The 18424-nt window shown below is 44.3% G+C and carries 14 protein-coding genes and 1 tRNA gene; 11 read left to right on the top strand and 4 right to left on the bottom strand.

All coding sequences use genetic code 11. The features are described from left to right. Positions 1-383 precede the first annotated feature (383 nt). The 6 genes from gyrA (at position 384) to FOR85_RS02415 (ending at position 8205) form a co-directional block, all read left to right on the top strand. On the top strand, positions 384-3149 hold the full coding sequence (gyrA, locus tag FOR85_RS02440) for a DNA gyrase subunit A (RefSeq protein ID WP_144296554.1): 2766 nt from the start codon (positions 384-386) through the stop codon (positions 3147-3149). Positions 3150-3345: 196 nt separating this feature from the next. Beyond that, positions 3346-4416, top strand: a complete 1071-nt coding sequence (gene rarD / locus FOR85_RS02435) for an EamA family transporter RarD (protein WP_144296553.1) — start codon at positions 3346-3348, stop codon at positions 4414-4416. Between the two features lie 268 nt (positions 4417-4684). Continuing rightward, on the top strand, positions 4685-5755 hold the full coding sequence (gene rarD, locus FOR85_RS02430) for an EamA family transporter RarD (RefSeq protein ID WP_144296552.1): 1071 nt from the start codon (positions 4685-4687) through the stop codon (positions 5753-5755). A 229-nt stretch (positions 5756-5984) separates the two neighbouring features. Continuing rightward, a complete protein-coding gene (locus tag FOR85_RS02425; RefSeq protein WP_102076351.1) occupies positions 5985-6653 on the top strand; it encodes a glutathione S-transferase in 669 nt (222 codons plus the stop codon). 92 nt (positions 6654-6745) lie between these two features. After that, complete coding sequence (locus FOR85_RS02420) at positions 6746-7015, top strand: hypothetical protein (RefSeq protein WP_102076352.1); 270 nt, start codon at positions 6746-6748, stop codon at positions 7013-7015. A 68-nt stretch (positions 7016-7083) separates the two neighbouring features. Next, positions 7084-8205: a ribonuclease Z gene (locus tag FOR85_RS02415; protein WP_144296551.1), complete on the top strand. Its 1122-nt coding sequence runs from the start codon at positions 7084-7086 to the stop codon at positions 8203-8205. Positions 8206-8229: 24 nt separating this feature from the next. On the opposite strand, the gene FOR85_RS02410 is transcribed toward FOR85_RS02415, so the two are convergent. After that, the gene (locus tag FOR85_RS02410) at positions 8230-9195 is read right to left on the bottom strand and encodes an ATP-binding protein (RefSeq protein WP_144296550.1); all 966 of its coding nucleotides are present in this window, start codon (positions 9193-9195) and stop codon (positions 8230-8232) included. A 96-nt stretch (positions 9196-9291) separates the two neighbouring features. On the opposite strand from FOR85_RS02410, the gene FOR85_RS02405 reads away from it, so the two are divergent. Further along, complete coding sequence (locus FOR85_RS02405) at positions 9292-10314, top strand: serine/threonine-protein kinase (RefSeq protein WP_144296549.1); 1023 nt, start codon at positions 9292-9294, stop codon at positions 10312-10314. Positions 10315-10396: 82 nt separating this feature from the next. On the opposite strand, the gene FOR85_RS02400 is transcribed toward FOR85_RS02405, so the two are convergent. The 3 genes from FOR85_RS02400 to FOR85_RS02390 form a co-directional block, all read right to left on the bottom strand. Continuing rightward, a tRNA-Leu gene (locus FOR85_RS02400) sits at positions 10397-10481 on the bottom strand. A gap of 213 nt (positions 10482-10694) precedes the next feature. Further along, a complete protein-coding gene (locus FOR85_RS02395) occupies positions 10695-12395 on the bottom strand; it encodes a sigma 54-interacting transcriptional regulator (RefSeq protein WP_144296548.1) in 1701 nt (566 codons plus the stop codon). A gap of 53 nt (positions 12396-12448) precedes the next feature. Next, entirely contained in the window at positions 12449-13798 is a 1350-nt protein-coding gene (locus tag FOR85_RS02390) for a nitrogen regulation protein NR(II) (protein ID WP_144296547.1), read from the bottom strand. 135 nt (positions 13799-13933) lie between these two features. Here FOR85_RS02390 and rimO point away from each other — a divergent pair, with 135 nt between their 5' ends. The 4 genes from rimO to uppS all read left to right on the top strand — a co-directional run bounded on the left by rimO (position 13934) and on the right by uppS (position 18248). Then, a complete protein-coding gene (gene rimO, locus FOR85_RS02385; RefSeq protein WP_144296546.1) occupies positions 13934-15571 on the top strand; it encodes a 30S ribosomal protein S12 methylthiotransferase RimO in 1638 nt (545 codons plus the stop codon). Between the two features lie 206 nt (positions 15572-15777). Beyond that, positions 15778-16503, top strand: a complete 726-nt coding sequence (gene pyrH, locus FOR85_RS02380) for a UMP kinase (RefSeq protein ID WP_144296545.1) — start codon at positions 15778-15780, stop codon at positions 16501-16503. Positions 16504-16653: 150 nt separating this feature from the next. Further along, entirely contained in the window at positions 16654-17208 is a 555-nt protein-coding gene (gene frr, locus FOR85_RS02375) for a ribosome recycling factor (RefSeq protein ID WP_068404574.1), read from the top strand. A gap of 281 nt (positions 17209-17489) precedes the next feature. Next, the gene (gene uppS / locus FOR85_RS02370; RefSeq protein WP_144296544.1) at positions 17490-18248 is read left to right on the top strand and encodes a polyprenyl diphosphate synthase; all 759 of its coding nucleotides are present in this window, start codon (positions 17490-17492) and stop codon (positions 18246-18248) included. Positions 18249-18424: the final 176 nt, after the last annotated feature.

Genomic DNA, 18424 nt, shown 5'->3' with positions numbered 1-18424 from the left:
CTTGCGAAAAACTGTATCCTTTGGGTGCAGTTTTTTTATGAAATAGCCTTTAAAAACAGCAAAGACAATGCCCAATTATTAAAGTCGTTTTTATCCTTATCACTAAAGATAAAAACGAGCGCTAATCAGCTGTTTTGCTTGATTTTAATAGCATCTACAATCCCCTAAATAGACAAAAATGTGTTAAAATAGCTTCTTTAATTAAACGTTATTTTTAACAAAAACCGTATCGCCATTTTCCTATTATTTAGCCTGTTTGATAACGCTTTTTATAGTCTGTATATCATGGATATTGACGCTTTTTAGCGCCTTTATTTTTGTACAACTATCAGCGTTTTTAACCGAGCCAAATACTAGAAAAAAATGTGAATAAAGGAGTGTATATGAGCGACTCGATCAGTCCTATTGCCATCGTGGATGAATTAAAGCAGTCCTATCTGGATTATGCGATGAGCGTGATCGTCTCGCGCGCGCTGCCTGATGTGCGTGATGGGTTTAAGCCAGTGCACCGCCGTGTGATGTATGCGATGCATGTGTTGTCCAATGATTATAACAAACCTTATAAGAAATCAGCACGTGTGGTCGGTGATGTCATCGGTAAATATCACCCGCATGGTGATATTGCTGTCTATGATGCAATTGTACGTATGGCGCAGGACTTTAGCTTGCGTTATCCGATGGTTGATGGTCAAGGAAACTTTGGCTCGATTGATGATGATCCACCGGCGGCAATGCGTTATACCGAAGTGCGTATGACCAAGCTGACCCATCAAATGCTAGCGGATTTGGATAAAGATACGGTCGACTGGGAAGACAACTACGATGGCTCTGAGCGTATGCCAAGCGTCTTGCCAGCGCGTATTCCAAACTTATTGGTCAATGGCGCAACCGGTATTGCGGTTGGTATGGCGACCAATATGGCACCGCACAACCTGACAGAGGTGATTAATGCCTGTTTAGCGTATGCCGAAAACCCGCAAATATCTGCCGAAGAGTTGATGTCGCATATATCAGGTCCTGACTTTCCTACTGGCGGTGTTATTTATGGTCGAGCGGGTATTTTAGACGCTTATCGCACGGGTAAAGGCCGCTTGCATGTACGCGGTCGCTATATCATTGAGCCAATGAGCGATACGGGCGTCAACCGTGACCGTGAGCGCATTGTCTTTACCGAAGTACCTTATCAAACCAATAAAGCCAAATTGATTGAGCGTATTGCTGAGCTGGTACGCGACAAAAAAATCGAAGGTATTACTGAAATTCGTGACGAGTCTGATAAAGACGGTATGCGTATCGCCATTGATTTGCGCCGCGGTGAAACGGCAGAAGTGATAGTTAATAACTTATTTTTGCAAACGCCGCTCGAATCTAGCTTTAGCATCAACATGGTGGCCCTCGATAACGGGCAGCCAAAGCTGTTGACTTTGCGTCAGTTAATCGCCGCCTTTGTCCGTCATCGTCAAGAAGTGGTGACGCGTCGTACTATTTTTGAGCTTAATAAAGCCCGCGTTCGTGGTCATTTGCTTGAAGGCTTAACCGTTGCCCTAGCCAATATTGACGAGATTATTGCGACGATTAAAGCCTCTGCAAACCGCGGCCTTGCTCGTGAAAACTTACTCAATAATACATGGGGGTCAGGTAGCGTCGTTGCGATGCTAACTGCGGCAGGTAGCCAGTCGGTACGTCCAGACTTCATCGAAGGCGAAGACCCAAAAGCGCCGTTTGGTTTGATTGACAATCAAGAAAGCTATCGCTTATCACTTGAGCAGGTCAATGCCATTTTAGACATGCAGCTGCATCGCCTGACGGGTCTTGAACAAGACAAATTGACCGAAGAATACCAAGATTTATTACGTGAAATTGCTCATTTAGAGTCAATTCTTGGTGATTTTGATAAATTAATGACCATTATCTCTGATGAGATGATTGAGATTCGTGAAAACTTCGGTGATGAGCGTCGTACCGATATCATTGATTCCCGTATGGACTTTAACCGTGAAGATCTGATCCCAGAGCAAACCGTTGTGATGACAGTGTCGCGTACGGGCTATGCAAAAACGCAGCCAATTGACGATTATGTGGCGCAAAAACGTGGCGGCAAAGGCAAATCTGCAACCGCGATGAAAGAAGACGATGTGATTGATCATTTGGTCGTGACCTCAACGCACGCAACGGTATTGTGTTTCACCGACACAGGCCGAGTGTTCAGCTTACGTGGTTTTGAAGTGCCGATTGCCAGCCGCGGTTCGCGTGGTCGTCCGTTAGTGAATTTGATTGGTTTAAATGCTGATGAAACGGTCACCACGATATTGCCAATACCGCAAAATACCGCGGATGTGAGCGGGCATTTTGTCTTCTTTGCCACGGCAAATGGTACGGTTAAGCGTGTTGAGCTTGAGCAGTTTGCCAATATTCGCTCGAACGGTTTGATTGCCGTTGGCCTAGAAGATGATGATAAATTGGTTAGCGCCCGTATTACCAATGGCAGTCAAGAAGTGATGCTATTTGCTTCGAGCGGTAAAGCCATTCGTTTTGATGAAAACGATGCGCGTGTGATGGGTCGTACTGCTAAAGGTGTGCGCGGTATGCGTCTGGCCGCCGATGAATTTATCAAATCGCTGGTGGTTATCGAAGATGATGTGCGCGAAATCCTTATCGCTTGTGAAAACGGCTTTGGTAAACGTACCTTTGTCGAAGAGTTTAATACGCAAAATCGCGGCGGTGGCGGTGTCATTGCTATCAAAACCAGCGCCCGTAATGGCGCCTTGGTTCGGGCGACCAAGGTTGAGCCTGAAGACGATATTATCTTAATCTCTAATAAAGGCACGCTGGTTCGTACGCCGGTAGAACAAGTGGCAAGCTCGGGTCGTAATACCCAAGGCGTTACCTTGATTCGTCTGTCAAAAGATGAAAAACTGGTGGCCATGGCGCGCGTTGAGAACGAAGAGGGCGACGACGAGTTGGTCGAGGCGATGAAAGAAGATGGTACCTTTGGCGTAGAGGGTAAAGAACAAATCGATATTGATACCGAAACTGGCAACAGCGCGACGACCGATATCAATGATGTTATCGATATTGCCAATGACTATACGTTAGATGACGAAACGTCGACTGATACCGCAAATGAAAACACCGACGATGACGAGTAATCATATCAGTTGTTAGCTTTTTAGTTTAGTTAGTCATACTGCTCTAGAATAAGCCTCTGACCTCATCGTTGGAGGCTTTTTTCTGAGCGCTGTTTATCCTTATAGTGTGTTTTTTAACCTCTAACTTTGCATGCTTAGCTTCTATACACTTATGATAAATAATATCTATTAAGCGCTATTTTTTAAGGCCGTTGTTATGCTTACGACCAATCAAACTTTTCAGGGAACGTTAGCCGCAATATCATCGAGTTTTTTATTCTCGATGATGTTTTTGTTTGGGTTATTTATGCTGCCATTGTCAGGGACGCAGGTAGCATCATGGCGCATATTGATGATGCTGTTGAGTTTGCTTATATTGGTCAGCTTTACTAAGCAGTGGCAACATGTCTTTGATTATTTAAAAACCTTAAAAACGCCAAAAGAATGGCTGATATTTATCTCGCCGACGCCGATTTTGGGTGGGCAAATTTGGCTATTTATGTGGGCGCCGGTCAATGGCTTTGGTCTTGACGTCACTTTGGGCTATTTTTTATTGCCGCTGGTGATGATCATATTGGGGCGCTTTTTTTACCATGAGCATATGAGCGCGCTACAGTGGTTAGCGGCACTGTTGGCCGCTTTAGGTATCGGTCATGATATTTGGCAATATGGCACCATCTCTTGGGTTACCTTGTTTGTCTGCTTGGGTTATCCGCCCTATTATCTACTGCGGCGTAAGCTTGCCGTACCGCCGATTACTGGTTTGTTGTCAGATTTGACCTTGCTGACGCCGGTGGTACTTATTATGCTATACAGCAGTGGCGGCTTTAGCGTGGCGGCACAAAACATGAAGTTTTGGTATTTATTGCCGCTGCTTGGCGCGTTTAGTGCGCTTGCGATGTCCTTGACCATGATTGCGAGTAGTAAATTACCCGTCTCATTATTTGGTGCGCTAAGTTATATAGAGCCAATGCTATTGTTTGTGCTATCTATTACGGTTTTAAGCCAAAGCATTGAGGAAGGCGGCTCGTTATTTATGTACGGTATGATTACGCTGGCGTTATTTATTATGATTGCTGATAGTGTCATGGGTTATCTTCGCCGCCGCCGCGACAACCATTTGCACGGCTACCGCGAGCCACAAGTGGGCGGTTTTCCGCCGCGTCGCCGCTTGATAAATTACCGTATCGATGGGGTGCTAGCCGCGCATCGTTTCCGTAAGATGCGTCGTTATCAAAGGAAACTCGATAGCATACAGCGTAAAATCGAGCAGCTTGATAGCAAATAAATCCTCACATGTATGTCAAATGAATAAACTGGATTTTAAAATGAACAGACGGGTTAGGCCAATGTATTGCGTATCTATGCCGACTTTGACATAATGCTGAGCATGAGATACAGAAGCGTTTATCTTAATTTTATTTAGTTAAAGGATAGATAAAAATTTCTATCAACAATAGAGCTGATAGACAAAAGGCCTCCGACGTTCGCGTCTGAGGCTTTTGTTTTTTTTCGAAATTGCCAAGGACGTGCGCTTATTTTTAAAGGCAATTGTTATGCTCCTCACCAATCAAACGTCGCAAGGCACCATCGTTGCAGTCGCCGCAAATTTTTTATATGCAGGTTTGTTTTTATTTGGTCTGTTGATGCAGCCGTTATCAGGGACGCAAGTCGCTTCTTGGCGGGTACTGATGATGCTACTCAGTTTGGTGCTACTGGTCAGTGCGCTGAAACAATGGCAGCATATTTTTGATTATCTAAAAACCTTAAAGACGGCCAAAGAGTGGTTTTTATTTATCATTCCCACACCGATTTTGGGTGCGCAAATCTGGATATTTATGTGGGCGCCGGTCAATGATTTGGGATTGGAGGTGACATTAGGTTACTTTTTATACCCGATGATTATGATTGTCGTGGGGCGCTTTTTTTATAATGAAGACATGAGCTTGCTGCAATGGCTTGCGACCATTTGTGCGGCGCTCGGTATTGGCTACGATGTGTGGCAATATGGCAGCATTTCTTGGGCGACTTTATTTGTCTGTTTGGGTTATCCGCCTTATTATCTGCTGCGGCGTAAGCTTGCCGTACCGCCCATCACCGGACTTATCTCGGATTTGGTGTTATTAACGCCGGTGGTGATGGTGGTATTATACTTAAGCGGTGGTTTTGAGCTGGCGTTCGCGACCGATAAGTTTTGGTATCTATTGCCGCTACTCGGTATTATTAGTACAGCGGCGATGGCGCTGACCATGGTTGCCAGCCAAAAGCTACCCGTATCGCTATTTGGTACGTTGTGTTACCTTGAGCCGATATTTTTATTTATATTTTCCATTACCATTTTGCACCAAAGTATCAATGATGGCGGCTCGCTGTTTATGTATGGCATGATTGTCATTGCGCTGCTGATTATGATTGCTGATAGTGCGCTTGGCTATTTGGCACGTAAGCGTCACGACCGCCTGCAAGCGTACAATGAGCCACAAGTCGGCAGTTTCCCGCCGCGCCGTCGCCTAAAAAATCGCCGCATCAAAGGGGTTTTGATTGCGCATCGGTTTCGTAAAATTAGGAAGTATCAGCAAAAAATAGACAAGATGACGCGCAAAATCGAAGAACTACATGCCAAGTAAGGTTGTCTTACAAAGAAAATAAATTAAACTTAGCAGGCATCATTTCTCCTTATTACTCTACATAGTTTCTATGTTAAAGAGCGATTAATTGCGCTATTATCGTCAACAAGGCGGCCTTGCTCAATGATGCTTGACGAGTTACAAAAATGAAGTCTGAAGGCAGGCGTAGCCTATTAATATAGGTCTTATTTAAAATTATCGCTTATTCAAATTATAACTAGGATGGTTTATGTTACATCTTCATCATTTAGCAAATTCACGCTCGTTTCGTATTTTATGGCTATTAGAAGAGCTTGGACTCGATTATAAATTAACCTGTTATGAGCGCAACAAGGCTTACCGCGCCCCAGACAGTTTAAAACAAGTACATCCGCTCGGTCATGCGCCCATATTAGAGGTAAACGACCGTGCGCTCGTCGAGTCGGGATTTATCATTGAGTACTTGCTTAAGCATTATGATAAAGAACATCAATTTAAGCCTGCTGATGACAATGAAGCGGCATGGGATGCTTATACGTTTTGGCTACATTTTGCAGAAGCATCACTCATGCCGCCATTGGTCATGCGTCTGGTCTTTACCAAAGTGGTTGAGCAATCGCCGATGCTGATCAAACCTGTGAGCAAAAGCATTCGCAATCAGGTCGAGAAAAGCATGATTAGCAAAAGTTTGGATACAATGCTCGCCATGATGGAGCAACATCTGCAAGATAATCATTGGTTTGCCGGTAGCGAATTTAGTGCCGCTGATATTCAGATGCATCTTGCGGTCGTCGGTGCCAATGCGGGAGCAGGTTTAGATAGCAGTAAATATGCCAATATCTTAAACTGGCTAAAACGCTGTGAAGAGCGCGATGCCTTTAAGCGCGCAGAAGAAAAGGGCGGGCGTTTGAAATTTTAGATGCAGCACATTTCATCATTAATAAATGACTGAATTCATATTAAAATAAAGGTTTTGTTTATTTATAGACAAAACCTTTTTTAGGATAAAAAATGACAGACTTAAATAAAACAAACAACCGGCATAGCAATGCTGATACAAGCTTAACTACGGAACCAACTATAAATGCTGCTGAAGAAAATAAAAATAGCCAGCAAGTCTCTATCAAAGCGTGGTCACAAAAGCTGCTGGTAGTACTCCTATGTCTTGCAAGCTTTTATGGTGGTTGGAAATCCTATGAATCCAATATGGTCAATGAATGTACGGCCAATGGTGGGCAAATGATTGAGGGTCAAAGAACCATGCTATGCCAGTCTTTATAAAGTCGTCTTTATAAAAACATGGCTATAAAAACGTCGCTATAAAAAGTATTTAGATAAAGAGTTTGCCTATGTTAAAGCTTACCTTTTTGGGCACCTCAGCGGGCGTGCCAACCAAGCAGCGTAATATCACCGCATTAGCTGTTGAGTCTCTTAATCCCTATGCCTCAAACATCCAAAACACGACTCAATCTAAAAAATCACGGCCTTGGGTGTTGGTTGACTGCGGCGAAGGCACACAGCAGCAGCTCTTACATACTAAGTTATCTCTACATCAGCTCCAAGCCATTTGCATCACTCATGTGCATGGCGATCATTGTTATGGTCTGCCGGGGTTGCTTGCGAGTGCGGCAATGTCAGGGCGCCGTGAGCCGTTAATCATCGTTGCGCCAAAAGCAATCGCCTCGTTGCTTGAAGCGGTAACTTTGACGACAGAGCTATATTTTCCATTTGTTATTAACTTTATGGCGATAGAAGATTTGCTCTCTGAATCAAATGAAGGAAATAAAACTCAAGTAACGATTACACTAGACAATCAGCAGCAGCTGACGATAGGTATTTATCCTCTATCGCATCGCGTGGCCTCTTATGGCTTTGCCATCATCCAAACCATCAGCCGCCGTACGCTGAATACCGATAAATTGACAGCCGATGGTATTCCAGCAAGCGCGCTGTGGGGCAAGTTGCAGCAAGGCAAAGATGTCGCAGCCGAAGACGGACGCACACTTTATTCAGCCGATTACGTCGATAATAATAGTCAGCGCACAAAAGTTGTGGTGGCGGGCGATAACGATACGCCAGAGTGCCTAAGTGCTGCGGTAGTCGATGCCGATTTGTTGGTACACGAAGCCACATATACTCATGATGTGTTACATAAGATTCAGGCAAAAAACCCAGACTTTGATCCGATGCACAGTAGCGCGCAATTGGTCGGTCAATTTGCCCAAGAAAACAGCGTTAAAAATTTAATTTTGACCCATTTTAGCGCCCGTTATCAAAGCTTTGATAATCCTCATAGTGATACGCCCAATATGGCGCATATCCGCTTGGATGCCCAAAGTGCTTATCAAGGCAATCTATGGTTAGCCGCTGACTTTGATCAATATATGGTGAATGGCACAGCGGACTTAGTAAGCGCAGAAGAAGGGAGCCGCGTGCAGTATCTAGGCTCTGCACGCGACCATAAAGAATAACATAACAACAAATTTCAATAACTTTTAAGCGTTATTATCTTCAGCTGCTAATTGCATTTGCCCTATCCAGTAGCGGCTAAATTGATAGGCCACGCGCCCCGAGCGGCCACCGCGCTCTGATGCCCAGCGTAATGCTGCTGCTCTAATGTCGTCAGGCAGCGTATTATTTTCCTCTGCATGATGATTACTTTCTTTAACGTCACTCGCATTATCTAGATTGCGGTTTGGCGAAAGTGATAAATAATGGCGCACAATGTGCAAGTAAGTGTTTTGATCCATCGGATGAAAGGATAACCAAAGTCCAAAGCGATCAGACAAGGAGACCGTTTCATCAATGGTTTCATAAGGGTTGACTTCGTCAGTCTGACCGTTATAAATATTGACATTGTCTTTCATTAACTGCGGCAAAAGATGACGACGATTACTGGTGGCATAGACGAGTAGCTTGTCTTGCTCGGAATCCAGTGCGCCGTCCAACACACTTTTTAGCGTCCGGTAACTCTCATCTTGACCGTTAAATGCCAAGTCATCACAGTACACCACATAACGGCAACCACAGTCCGCGGGCAGCGCATTAATCGCAACGCGTATCTTATCAAGCATCTGTAGGTCATCACGAGCGATTTCGATAATACGTAGCCCTTCGCTATGATAGGCTTGTAGCAGTGCCCGAATCAGTGATGACTTGCCAGCGCCGCGTGTGCCTGTCATCAGGACGTGATTGGCAGGATAGCCCTTTAAAAACTGGCGCGTGTTTTGTACCAATTTTGCCTTTTGGGTATCGATACCATGCAAGTCATCTAAACTTAAAAATAAATTCACTGCCAAAGGCTCCAGGTGCCCTTGCTTACCGCCAACCCAACGATAAGCCAGCTGGGCAGGATCAATCTCGATAGTTGGCGTGACCTGCTCTTGCAAATACTGCTCAAGTAAATTTAATACATGGTCGGGTAGGGCGTAATTCATAACAGGCATAGTAGATTGGGGCATAATACATAGTCGCTTATAATTTAGTTACTTATAATCATAAAAATGGCAGATTGCCTATTACATATATCAAGTACATACATCAAGGCAGCACTTATCATGAAAAATAGTGCCAGTTATCAGGCAGTATTTCAAGCAAAGCCAAAGCAAGACTTGGCAAAACAAACGTTGCAAACGGATGCGCAGCAAATTCTGCCTGTATTGACCATAGCATTCTTGGACTTGCAGTATAGTAAGATAGCACATCAGCGTATCAGTCAGCAGGGTGTCACTAATACGCTTGAATATCAAGGTTTAACACGCGCCAAGCATCCCCAGTTTGGTGAGGTCATGATGAAATGGCAATTAAGTACAGATGCTCATCGACACGGATCTGATTTATCTTATGAGGCCGAAGTTCTAAAAACTATCAATCAGTTTTCGAACCATCAGGGTAGGTTTTCTTCTATCGGGCCGCCGTTATTAGCCACTCATCATTTACAGCTACAAGTATTAAATAACAGTCAAACACTCACCATTGTTGTTATGCCGAATTATGCCAACGGTAGTGTCGCGCGCTATTTAAAACAAAGCCTGACTGCCGAGCAAAAGCAGCAATTAATCGTTCAAGCCGCAAAGCTTATTGCCAATTTACATCACATAGGTTGGCTACACAACGATATTAAGCCGAGTAATATTTTGCTAGATGCTTTCGTGCCAAATCATGCAGATATTGGCGGTATCGTACCTAATTTATTATTGACTGATTTTGCTTTGGCAGAACCCATTAATAATGGTATTACTCAAATAAATAAGAAAAATAGTACAGAAAACAATGCTGGCACGCCCGCTTACCTTGCCCCTGAACGCTGGCAAGGACAGGGCGCAACGCTGCAAAGCGATATTTATGCGTTTGGGATAATGCTATATGAAATATTGGCAGGCGAGCGACCGTTTAAGATTGATAATCCGAGTGGTGCGCCGTTAAGAGAATGGACGACTCAGCATTGCCAACAGCCAATTGCAACATTGCCGTTGGAGTATAGTCGCTATCAACGTATTATCAATAAAGCGTTGGCGAAGAGAATGGAAAAACGTTATCAAAGTATGGAAGAAATCGTGCTGGATTTGAAAAGATTATAATCATCAATGCTAAATGCTAGACACAAAAAAACCTGCTAAAAAGCAGGCTTTAATATTTGGTCTAAGATGTACTATCGAAAAATGGTGGGGCTGGAGAGACTCGAACTCTCACACCTTGCGGCGCCAGAACCTAAATCTGGTGCGTCTACCAATTCCGCCACAGCCCCATTTTCGTTACTCTATCATCAAAGGCAGTTAAATTCAAATGCCATCGAGATAGTTAACTGATTCGGTAGTGCGTCTCAGTGGTTGGCTATTATATAGAGTTTCAAAGGTTTGGCAACCCCTATTTACGATTTTTTTTAACTATTTGAAAATTATTTTTGCTAAATCTCATAAATATTTGATATTGTTGGTTTTTATTTCAGAGACTGATGGCTTTAATTATTATCATTATTTTTCTCTGCTGCTGTCATCTCTAATTGCTGTAATTTGCGGGTCAAAGTATTGCGTCCCCAACCCAGTAAGTTGGCGGCAGCTATTTTTTTACCGCCGCTATGATTGAGAGCAGCTTGCAGTAACACACGCTCAAACTCAGGCGTTGCCGTTTGTAAAATATCGGTTTCACCCGTTTGCAGCGACTGCTTCGCCCATATAGCCAACGCTTGCTGCCAGCTTTGCTTGTCATGCGTTTGGGTCAATTGACTGTTCTGGCTGTTTTGCATGTTTTGATGCACGTGATATGCCGCATTGCTTTGTTGCTCTACATTAGGGGCAATATTGTCTAGCAGCTCTGGCGGCAAATCCTCAATCATAACGGTGTCGCCCGTGGTCATTACCGTCAGCCAAAGGCAAACGTTTTCAAGTTGACGGACATTACCTCGCCACGCAAAAGATTGCATCATCTGAAGCGTGGTAGGATGCAGCTGCTTTTCGGCGCTATTTAATTGTTTGGCGGCGCGCTGCATAAAGTAGTTTGCTAATGCAGGAATATCTTCAGGGCGCGTCCGTAAGGGCGGCAATGGCATACGAATCACATTAAGGCGATAAAATAAATCTTCACGAAATTTGCCTTGTTTGACCAATTCTTCTAAGTTTTGGTGGGTAGCGGCAATGATGCGTACATTGACTTTGACCGGCTGCTGTCCGCCGACGCGAAAAAACTCACCGTTGGCCAATACGCGCAGCAGTCGCGTTTGGGTACTGTACGGCATATCGCCAATTTCATCTAAAAATAGCGTGCCACCGTCCGCTTGCTCAAAACGACCTTGCCGCGTCGTCGTTGCGCCAGTAAACGCGCCTTTTTCGTGACCAAACAATTCTGACTCAATCAAATCATGCGGAATAGCGGCCATATTCAGCGCGATAAAAGGTTGCTGCGCCCTTGGAGAATGCGCATGAAGCGCGCTTGCCACCAGCTCTTTACCTGTACCTGATTCACCAGTAATCAAAACGGTAATAGGAGAGTGTGCCAAGCGTCCGATCGCGCGAAATACCGTTTGCATCGCTTGTGATTGACCGATAATACCGCTCGGATTGTTATTGATATCGCTACCTGTTGGGTTTTTAGGTTTAGATTTAAGTTCGGTGGTCGTTTTGGTTTCATTTTTAGCTTTTTTGACAGTCTTTTGAGCAGGCTTAGTTGCATCATTTGTTATTGTTAAATTCGGCTGATAATTAATGGCCTTATAAATTGTGGCGACCGCCTCATCTAAATCAAAGGGTTTGGGCAGATATTCAAATGCACCAGTCTGATAGCTATTGATAGCAGAACTCAGGTCGGAATGGGCGGTCATAATCACAATCGGTAGCGTAGGGAAGTGCTGATGTACCCAATCACTAAAGGACAGACCGTCCATCATTGGCATACGAATATCGGTCAATATCACATCTGGTAGCTGGTCGGCTGCTTCATGCTGTTGCAAGATATCGTTCAGGCGCGTCCACGCTGCTTGCGCTTGGGTAAAGCTAATAACCGTTAAGCCTGCCTCTTCAAAGGTATCTGCCAAGATCAAGCGCAGCGCCGCATCATCATCGATAAGCCACAATGTCGCAGGAGTAGCAGCAGGATTATTACCCACAGTGACCATAGGAGTTTGCTCATTGCTCGTAAGGTATTTCGTGTCATTATGCTGAATCATGGGTTTGGCCTAATAAGCAGTGAAAAATGGAAAATGAATATAAAATAGTAGCCTTAACGGTCAGCGCTTGGCTGAGAAAAAGGCAGGTAGAGGGTAAAGCGGGTTTGATTGTGCTGATAATGACTTTTAAAATTGTCGCTAAAACCTTGGGCTTGCTTTGAGCTGACGTCAATCATACCATGATGGTGGCTGATGATATCTTGGACGATGGATAAACCTAGACCTGTACCAGCTGCGCGGTTGGTCACCATCGGGAAAAATATCTGACCGATTAATGCGTCGTCTATCCCTGAGCCGTTGTCGGTAATGGTGATTTGCAAGACTTGTTTGTGCTGCAGGCTACCGATGGTATGCTGAAAAACAACTCGCGTTTGGATATGCAGCTTTGGTTCATAGCTACTATCAATGTCAAGATGACTTTGGGTATTAGCTGATGAAAAGTTGCCAAACGTGGCTGGTGTATTTTGCTGCAGCGTTTGCTCAAACTCAGTCATCGATTCACATGCATTATTCATTAGGTTTAAAAACACTTGAATTAATTGAGCTTTATCCGCGCATAACTCAGGTAACGACAAATCATAATCACGTTGTAGCACCACGTCCGGATATTGATGAATGATTAAAGCCAAAACGTGCTCTAGCGGTTCATGGATATTGAGCATTTGCCAGTTTGGCAATTGATGAGAGCCAAGAAGCTGCCCAATCAACTGGGTCAGACGATCGGTTTCTGAAATGATAATATCAGTATAACTCCGCAGCTTTGCCGCATTCTTTTTCAGGTTATTTTCATCCGCTACATTCAAATTTTCATTCACAATAGCAGAAAACTCATTAAACTTAATAAATTGCCGCTGTAATAATTGCGCCGCCCCGCGAATACCTGCCAATGGATTTTTGATTTCATGGGCGACCGAGCGTAACATATGACGGGCGACGCTATATTGCTGCTGCTGGCGCTGTTCTTCTGAAATACGACTTTGCCGGTCTTTGCCCCACATTTCTATAATAAAATAAGACTGCTGCGCATAACTAACAGGGGTCACGCTATAATCCACGGATAGTGTCAGTCCGCCGTTAAGCTGGGTGTGTATAAGGTGGTCATGGTCAATAAACGGCTGCTGATAGTATTTTGCTTGACTAAAACGCTCCGTCAACGCACAGGTCTTATCTTCTCGATTACTATTAATAAGTCTGTCTTTTAACATTAACTCATCGGGCGCAAGTAGGCTCAAGATTGATTGACCTCGCAAACGTCCGCTGCTAATGGCAAGCAGCTGCTCCGCTTGCGCATTTAGCCAGGTAATGGTCAGCGCTTCATCAACGTATAAAATAGCGGTAAATAAATGCTGTAATATAAACGTCGAATCTGGATTCGGTTTGGCAGTGGTCAAATCAGCCGTCATGGATAATGCCTAAAATTAAGTGAGACTGGGGATAATATTTAACCATAAATCAACACACTAGCGCGGCAAAACTGGCGATTATCACAAAAAAAACGTACAATGCGCACAGCCAATTTATCTCTAGCAAGGTCAGCCATGCCCAACACTTCTACCGAGTCGCTTAATACGACTGTTACCACCTCATCAGTTCCTACATCGCCAGCTTCTGCCTCATTAGCTTCTATGCCAAAAGACACTGCCACTATTTTTAATCCTGCAAAGCCAAATATAGCGCGAGAAAGCAGTCAGGCAGATGTCAGTCAAGCAAACACTAACCAGCCTTACCACCATAAAGCCAACCACAATCAAAACCGTAGTATTGAGCAAAGTAGCGATGCGACGCTAGCCAATTCAGCGACGATTGATGCGCCCGTGAACGCTGCGCCCGTGAACGCTGCGCCAAAGATTGGCTTTGTATCGCTTGGTTGTCCAAAGGCGCTGGTCGATAGTGAGCGCATTATCACCGAGCTTAGTCGTGACGGCTATCAAGTTGCCAGCGATTATGAAGGCGCAGACTTGGTTGTGGTTAATACTTGCGGTTTTATTGAGTCAGCCGTGCAAGAATCCTTGGACGCCATCGGTGAAGCGATTAGTAAAAACGGTAAAGTGATTGTCACCGGCTGCTTGGGTAAAGAGGCCGATAAAATCCGTGCCATGCACCCAGCTGTGCTATCGGTTACCGGTGCGCATGCTTATGATGAGGTAATTACTGCCGTCTCGCAACATGTGCCCAAACCCAAGCGCGATATAGATAGCCACTATGATCCAAAGATAGATTTGATTAATGAGGCGGGGATTAAATTGACCCCCAGTCATTATGCTTACCTGAAAATATCGGAAGGCTGTAACCATCGTTGTACTTTTTGCATCATTCCAAGTTTGCGTGGCGATTTGGTTTCGCGTCCCATTGATAGCGTGATGAATGAAGCAATGGCGCTGAAAAATGCTGGCGTGAAAGAACTACTGATTATCTCACAAGATACCTCTGCTTATGGTCTGGATTTAAAATATAAAACCAGCTTTTGGAATGGCATGCCGCTAAAGTCAAAATTTTATGACTTGTGCCAAGCGTTAAATGATTTGGGTATTTGGGTACGCCTGCACTATGTTTATCCCTATCCGCATGTCGATAAAGTGGTTGAACTGATGGGGGAGAAAAAACTACTGCCTTATCTTGATATTCCGTTCCAACATGCTAGTCACAGTATTTTAAAAGCCATGAAACGTCCGGCGCATAGCGAAAATACTTTGGCGCGTATCAAAGCGTGGCGTGAGATTTGCCCTGATATTGTCATTCGTTCAACCTTCGTCGTTGGTTTTCCAGGTGAGACCGAAGAAGATTTTCAGTGCTTGCTTGATTGGCTGGTCGAGGCGCGCCTTGATCGCGTCGGTGCTTTTACGTATTCAGAAGTCGAAGGTGCGGTCGCCAATGATTTGCCAAATCATGTACCTGAAGACATTAAGCAAGAACGCTATGAGCGTTTGATGACACTACAGCAAGAGATTTCGGCACAAAAGCTGCAAGAAAAAGTCGGTAAAACCTTGATGGTATTGGTCGATGAGATTGATGAAGAAGAGGGCATCGCGATTTGTCGTAGTTATGCCGATGCGCCTGAGATTGACGGTCACGTCTATGTCGATGAGATCACTGCGCAAGTCAAAGTTGGACAATTCCTAACCGTCACGATCGATGACGCCAGCGAATATGATTTGTTTGCCAGTTATAAAGGTTAGAGAGCTACAACGATAACCGAGTGAAAGTTGCCCAATCGTGGGCAGTTTTTGCTACAATTAGCGCAATTTGGCTTTTTACCTATTTGACATCGTTTTTGGCGCTTATTATGCCATTTAGGATAATTTGAAAGGGTAAGCTAAAGTCCAATGCAATTTGTGTTTTACCGCTTATTTTCATTATAATTTCATGCTAACAAGGTGACCTCATGTCTGACAAAAACCCGCGTTACTCTCGTATCTTGCTAAAACTTTCTGGCGAAGCCTTAGCTGGTGGCAAAGAGATGGGGATTGATACCGAAGTGCTCGATAAGATGAGCTTGTCTATCGCCCACTTACGCGGACTTGGGGTACAAGTCGGTATCGTCGTCGGCGGTGGTAACTTGTATCGCGGTGCCCAGTTGCAACAAGAAGGTTTGGTCGGCCGTGTCACTGGTGACCAAATGGGTATGCTAGCCACTGTGATGAATGGTCTGGCCATGCGTGATGCCCTTGAACGCCGTAATATTAAAACGCGTTTGATGTCAGCATTGCCAATTGGCGAAGTCACTGAAAGCTATAGTAGCCGTAATGCCATTCGTTATCTTAAAAATGGCGAAGTGTGTATTTTTGTCGCGGGCACGGGCAATCCGTTCTTTACCACTGATACCGCCGCTTGCTTACGTGGTATCGAAATCGAGGCGGGCTTAATTCTAAAAGCGACCAAGGTTGATGGCGTTTACGATAAAGACCCAAGCCTCCATGATGATGCCAAAAAATATGACGGATTAACCTTTGATGAAGTGCTCGAGCAAAAACTTGGCGTCATGGATTTAACAGCGATTGCTTTATGCCGTGAGCACAACGTCCCACTGCAAGTGTTTGATATGACCAAGCCTAATGCCTTATTAAACGTCATTATGGGCGAAAATGAAGGCACGCGCGTTTATCATTAAACGCTCACTTATTTTATAGATGACTAAATGATTATATGAATAAAAATCATTGATGTTGTAAGCATCAATCGTTGCATAAGATTTATACCTAACAGCTTTATACCTAACAATAATGAGTGATTTATCGACAGCGATAAATAAGGATACATGATGATTAAAGAGATTAAGCAAGACGGCGAAGCACGCATGCAAAAAACCTTGGAAGCGCTTGAGACGACTTTTAGCAAAGTACGTACTGGCCGCGCGCACCCAGGTATGTTATCTGGCGTGATGGTCAGCTACTACGGTGCCGATACGCCATTGAACCAAGTTGCTAGCGTCAACGTCGAAGATTCGCGCACGTTACTGGTGCAGCCATTTGAGCGTAGCATGGTGCAAGCGATTGATAAAGCCATTCGCGAAGCAGATTTGGGCTTAAACCCGATGACCGCTGACGTGATTCGTGTACCGATGCCAGCGTTGACCGAAGACACACGGCGCGATATGCAAAAGCTTGCGCGTAGTGAAGCAGAAAATAGCCGTGTGTCTATCCGTAATATCCGCCGCGATATGATGAATGACATTAAAGAGTTGGCAAAAGAAAAAGAAATCTCAGAAGATGACGAGCGCCGCGCCAGCGATGATATTCAAAAAATCACTGACAAATATATTGAAACCATTGATAGCCGCTTGAGCAAAAAAGAAAGCGACTTGATGGAAGTATAAGCGGCTGTCTTTTCTTGTTAATTAAAGACAGCAGCAGTATCTTTTCTCTAAAAACAGTCAATATTATATGCATGTTGACTGTTTATTGCCGTATGAGAAATTAAGCCATTGTTAAGTAATTGTTCTGTTAAAAACTCTTTATGAAAGCGTTTTCTGCTAAATTTAGGTTTTTAATAAGCCATTTTCTAAATGCGCAATATTTTTCTTAACAGGCGATATTTTTCTTAACAGGCGATAATTCGCGTCACCTTACTTTACCCAAACCACAAGCAAGTCAGCCTATGTCTATTTCAGATACTTCATCTCCCGCGCTTCTCCCGCGGCATATCGCCGTCATCATGGATGGCAATAACCGCTACGGTAAAATCCATCAGTTAGGCAAAGGTCAGGGGCATATCGCTGGCAAAGATGCGCTAGACCCTATTGTCGAATACTGCGTTAGTACGGGCATTGAAGTGCTAACCGTTTTCGCCTTCTCTAGTGAGAATTGGCAACGTCCGCCGAGCGAGGTGGCATTGCTGATGCATTTGTTGAGCTTAACCATCAATGAGCAATTACCACGCATGCAAAAATATCGCATTCGCTTGCGTTTTATTGGTGATCGCAGTCAGCTTAGTGAAGATTTGCAAGCATTGATGGTAGATGCCGAGGCAAAAACCGCTGACTTTGAAGCGATGACCTTGGTAATCGCTATTAGCTACGGTGGTCAGTGGGATATTGCCCATGCTGCTAAGCAGTTGGCGCAGCAAGTCGAAGCGGGCAAGTTGCGCGCAGAAGATATTAATAAAGAGATGCTTGGCGGATATGTGCAATTAGCAGATGCGCCTGCGGTTGATATGTTGATACGCACGGGCGGCGAATACCGTTTGTCAAACTTCCTATTATGGCAATCTGCTTATGCCGAATTGTTCTTTACCCAAACCCTATGGCCTGATTTTAAAGTCGCAGAGCTTGCAGCGATGATAGCAGAGTTTGCTCAGCGCCAACGCCGCTTTGGCAAAACCAGCGAACAAGTAGTGATAGAGCAGCAGAGTTCTTAAAATAATTTTAGCTAATAAGCGCTGTAGAAATAATTGCTTAAGTCGTCCGCGAGGTTTGAATTACACTTGTTTGGTCTATAATAAGCTGCTTTAATTGGCGTTAATCCTGTTTAATGGGCTATTATAGAGCGCTGTTATGCTAGATTTTGACCAAACATTTTTCGTTATATAAGGCT

It is taken from the genome of Psychrobacter sp. YGAH215, assembly GCF_007280595.1.
Taxonomy (GTDB): Bacteria; Pseudomonadota; Gammaproteobacteria; order Pseudomonadales; family Moraxellaceae; genus Psychrobacter; species Psychrobacter faecalis.
This window is presented reverse-complemented; position numbering and strand designations above follow the sequence as displayed.

What these genes read in the sequence shown, in the direction of transcription:
- gyrA (WP_144296554.1), top strand. Translation starts at nt 384, where the DNA reads ATGAGCGACTCGATCAGTCCTATTGCCATCGTGGATGAATTAAAGCAG.
- rarD (WP_144296553.1), top strand. Translation starts at nt 3,346, where the DNA reads ATGCTTACGACCAATCAAACTTTTCAGGGAACGTTAGCCGCAATATCA.
- rarD (WP_144296552.1), top strand. Translation starts at nt 4,685, where the DNA reads ATGCTCCTCACCAATCAAACGTCGCAAGGCACCATCGTTGCAGTCGCC.
- FOR85_RS02425 (WP_102076351.1), top strand. Translation starts at nt 5,985, where the DNA reads ATGTTACATCTTCATCATTTAGCAAATTCACGCTCGTTTCGTATTTTA.
- FOR85_RS02420 (WP_102076352.1), top strand. Translation starts at nt 6,746, where the DNA reads ATGACAGACTTAAATAAAACAAACAACCGGCATAGCAATGCTGATACA.
- FOR85_RS02415 (WP_144296551.1), top strand. Translation starts at nt 7,084, where the DNA reads ATGTTAAAGCTTACCTTTTTGGGCACCTCAGCGGGCGTGCCAACCAAG.
- FOR85_RS02410 (WP_144296550.1), bottom strand. Translation starts at nt 9,195, where the DNA reads ATGCCCCAATCTACTATGCCTGTTATGAATTACGCCCTACCCGACCAT.
- FOR85_RS02405 (WP_144296549.1), top strand. Translation starts at nt 9,292, where the DNA reads ATGAAAAATAGTGCCAGTTATCAGGCAGTATTTCAAGCAAAGCCAAAG.
- FOR85_RS02395 (WP_144296548.1), bottom strand. Translation starts at nt 12,395, where the DNA reads ATGATTCAGCATAATGACACGAAATACCTTACGAGCAATGAGCAAACT.
- FOR85_RS02390 (WP_144296547.1), bottom strand. Translation starts at nt 13,798, where the DNA reads ATGACGGCTGATTTGACCACTGCCAAACCGAATCCAGATTCGACGTTT.
- rimO (WP_144296546.1), top strand. Translation starts at nt 13,934, where the DNA reads ATGCCCAACACTTCTACCGAGTCGCTTAATACGACTGTTACCACCTCA.
- pyrH (WP_144296545.1), top strand. Translation starts at nt 15,778, where the DNA reads ATGTCTGACAAAAACCCGCGTTACTCTCGTATCTTGCTAAAACTTTCT.
- frr (WP_068404574.1), top strand. Translation starts at nt 16,654, where the DNA reads ATGATTAAAGAGATTAAGCAAGACGGCGAAGCACGCATGCAAAAAACC.
- uppS (WP_144296544.1), top strand. Translation starts at nt 17,490, where the DNA reads ATGTCTATTTCAGATACTTCATCTCCCGCGCTTCTCCCGCGGCATATC.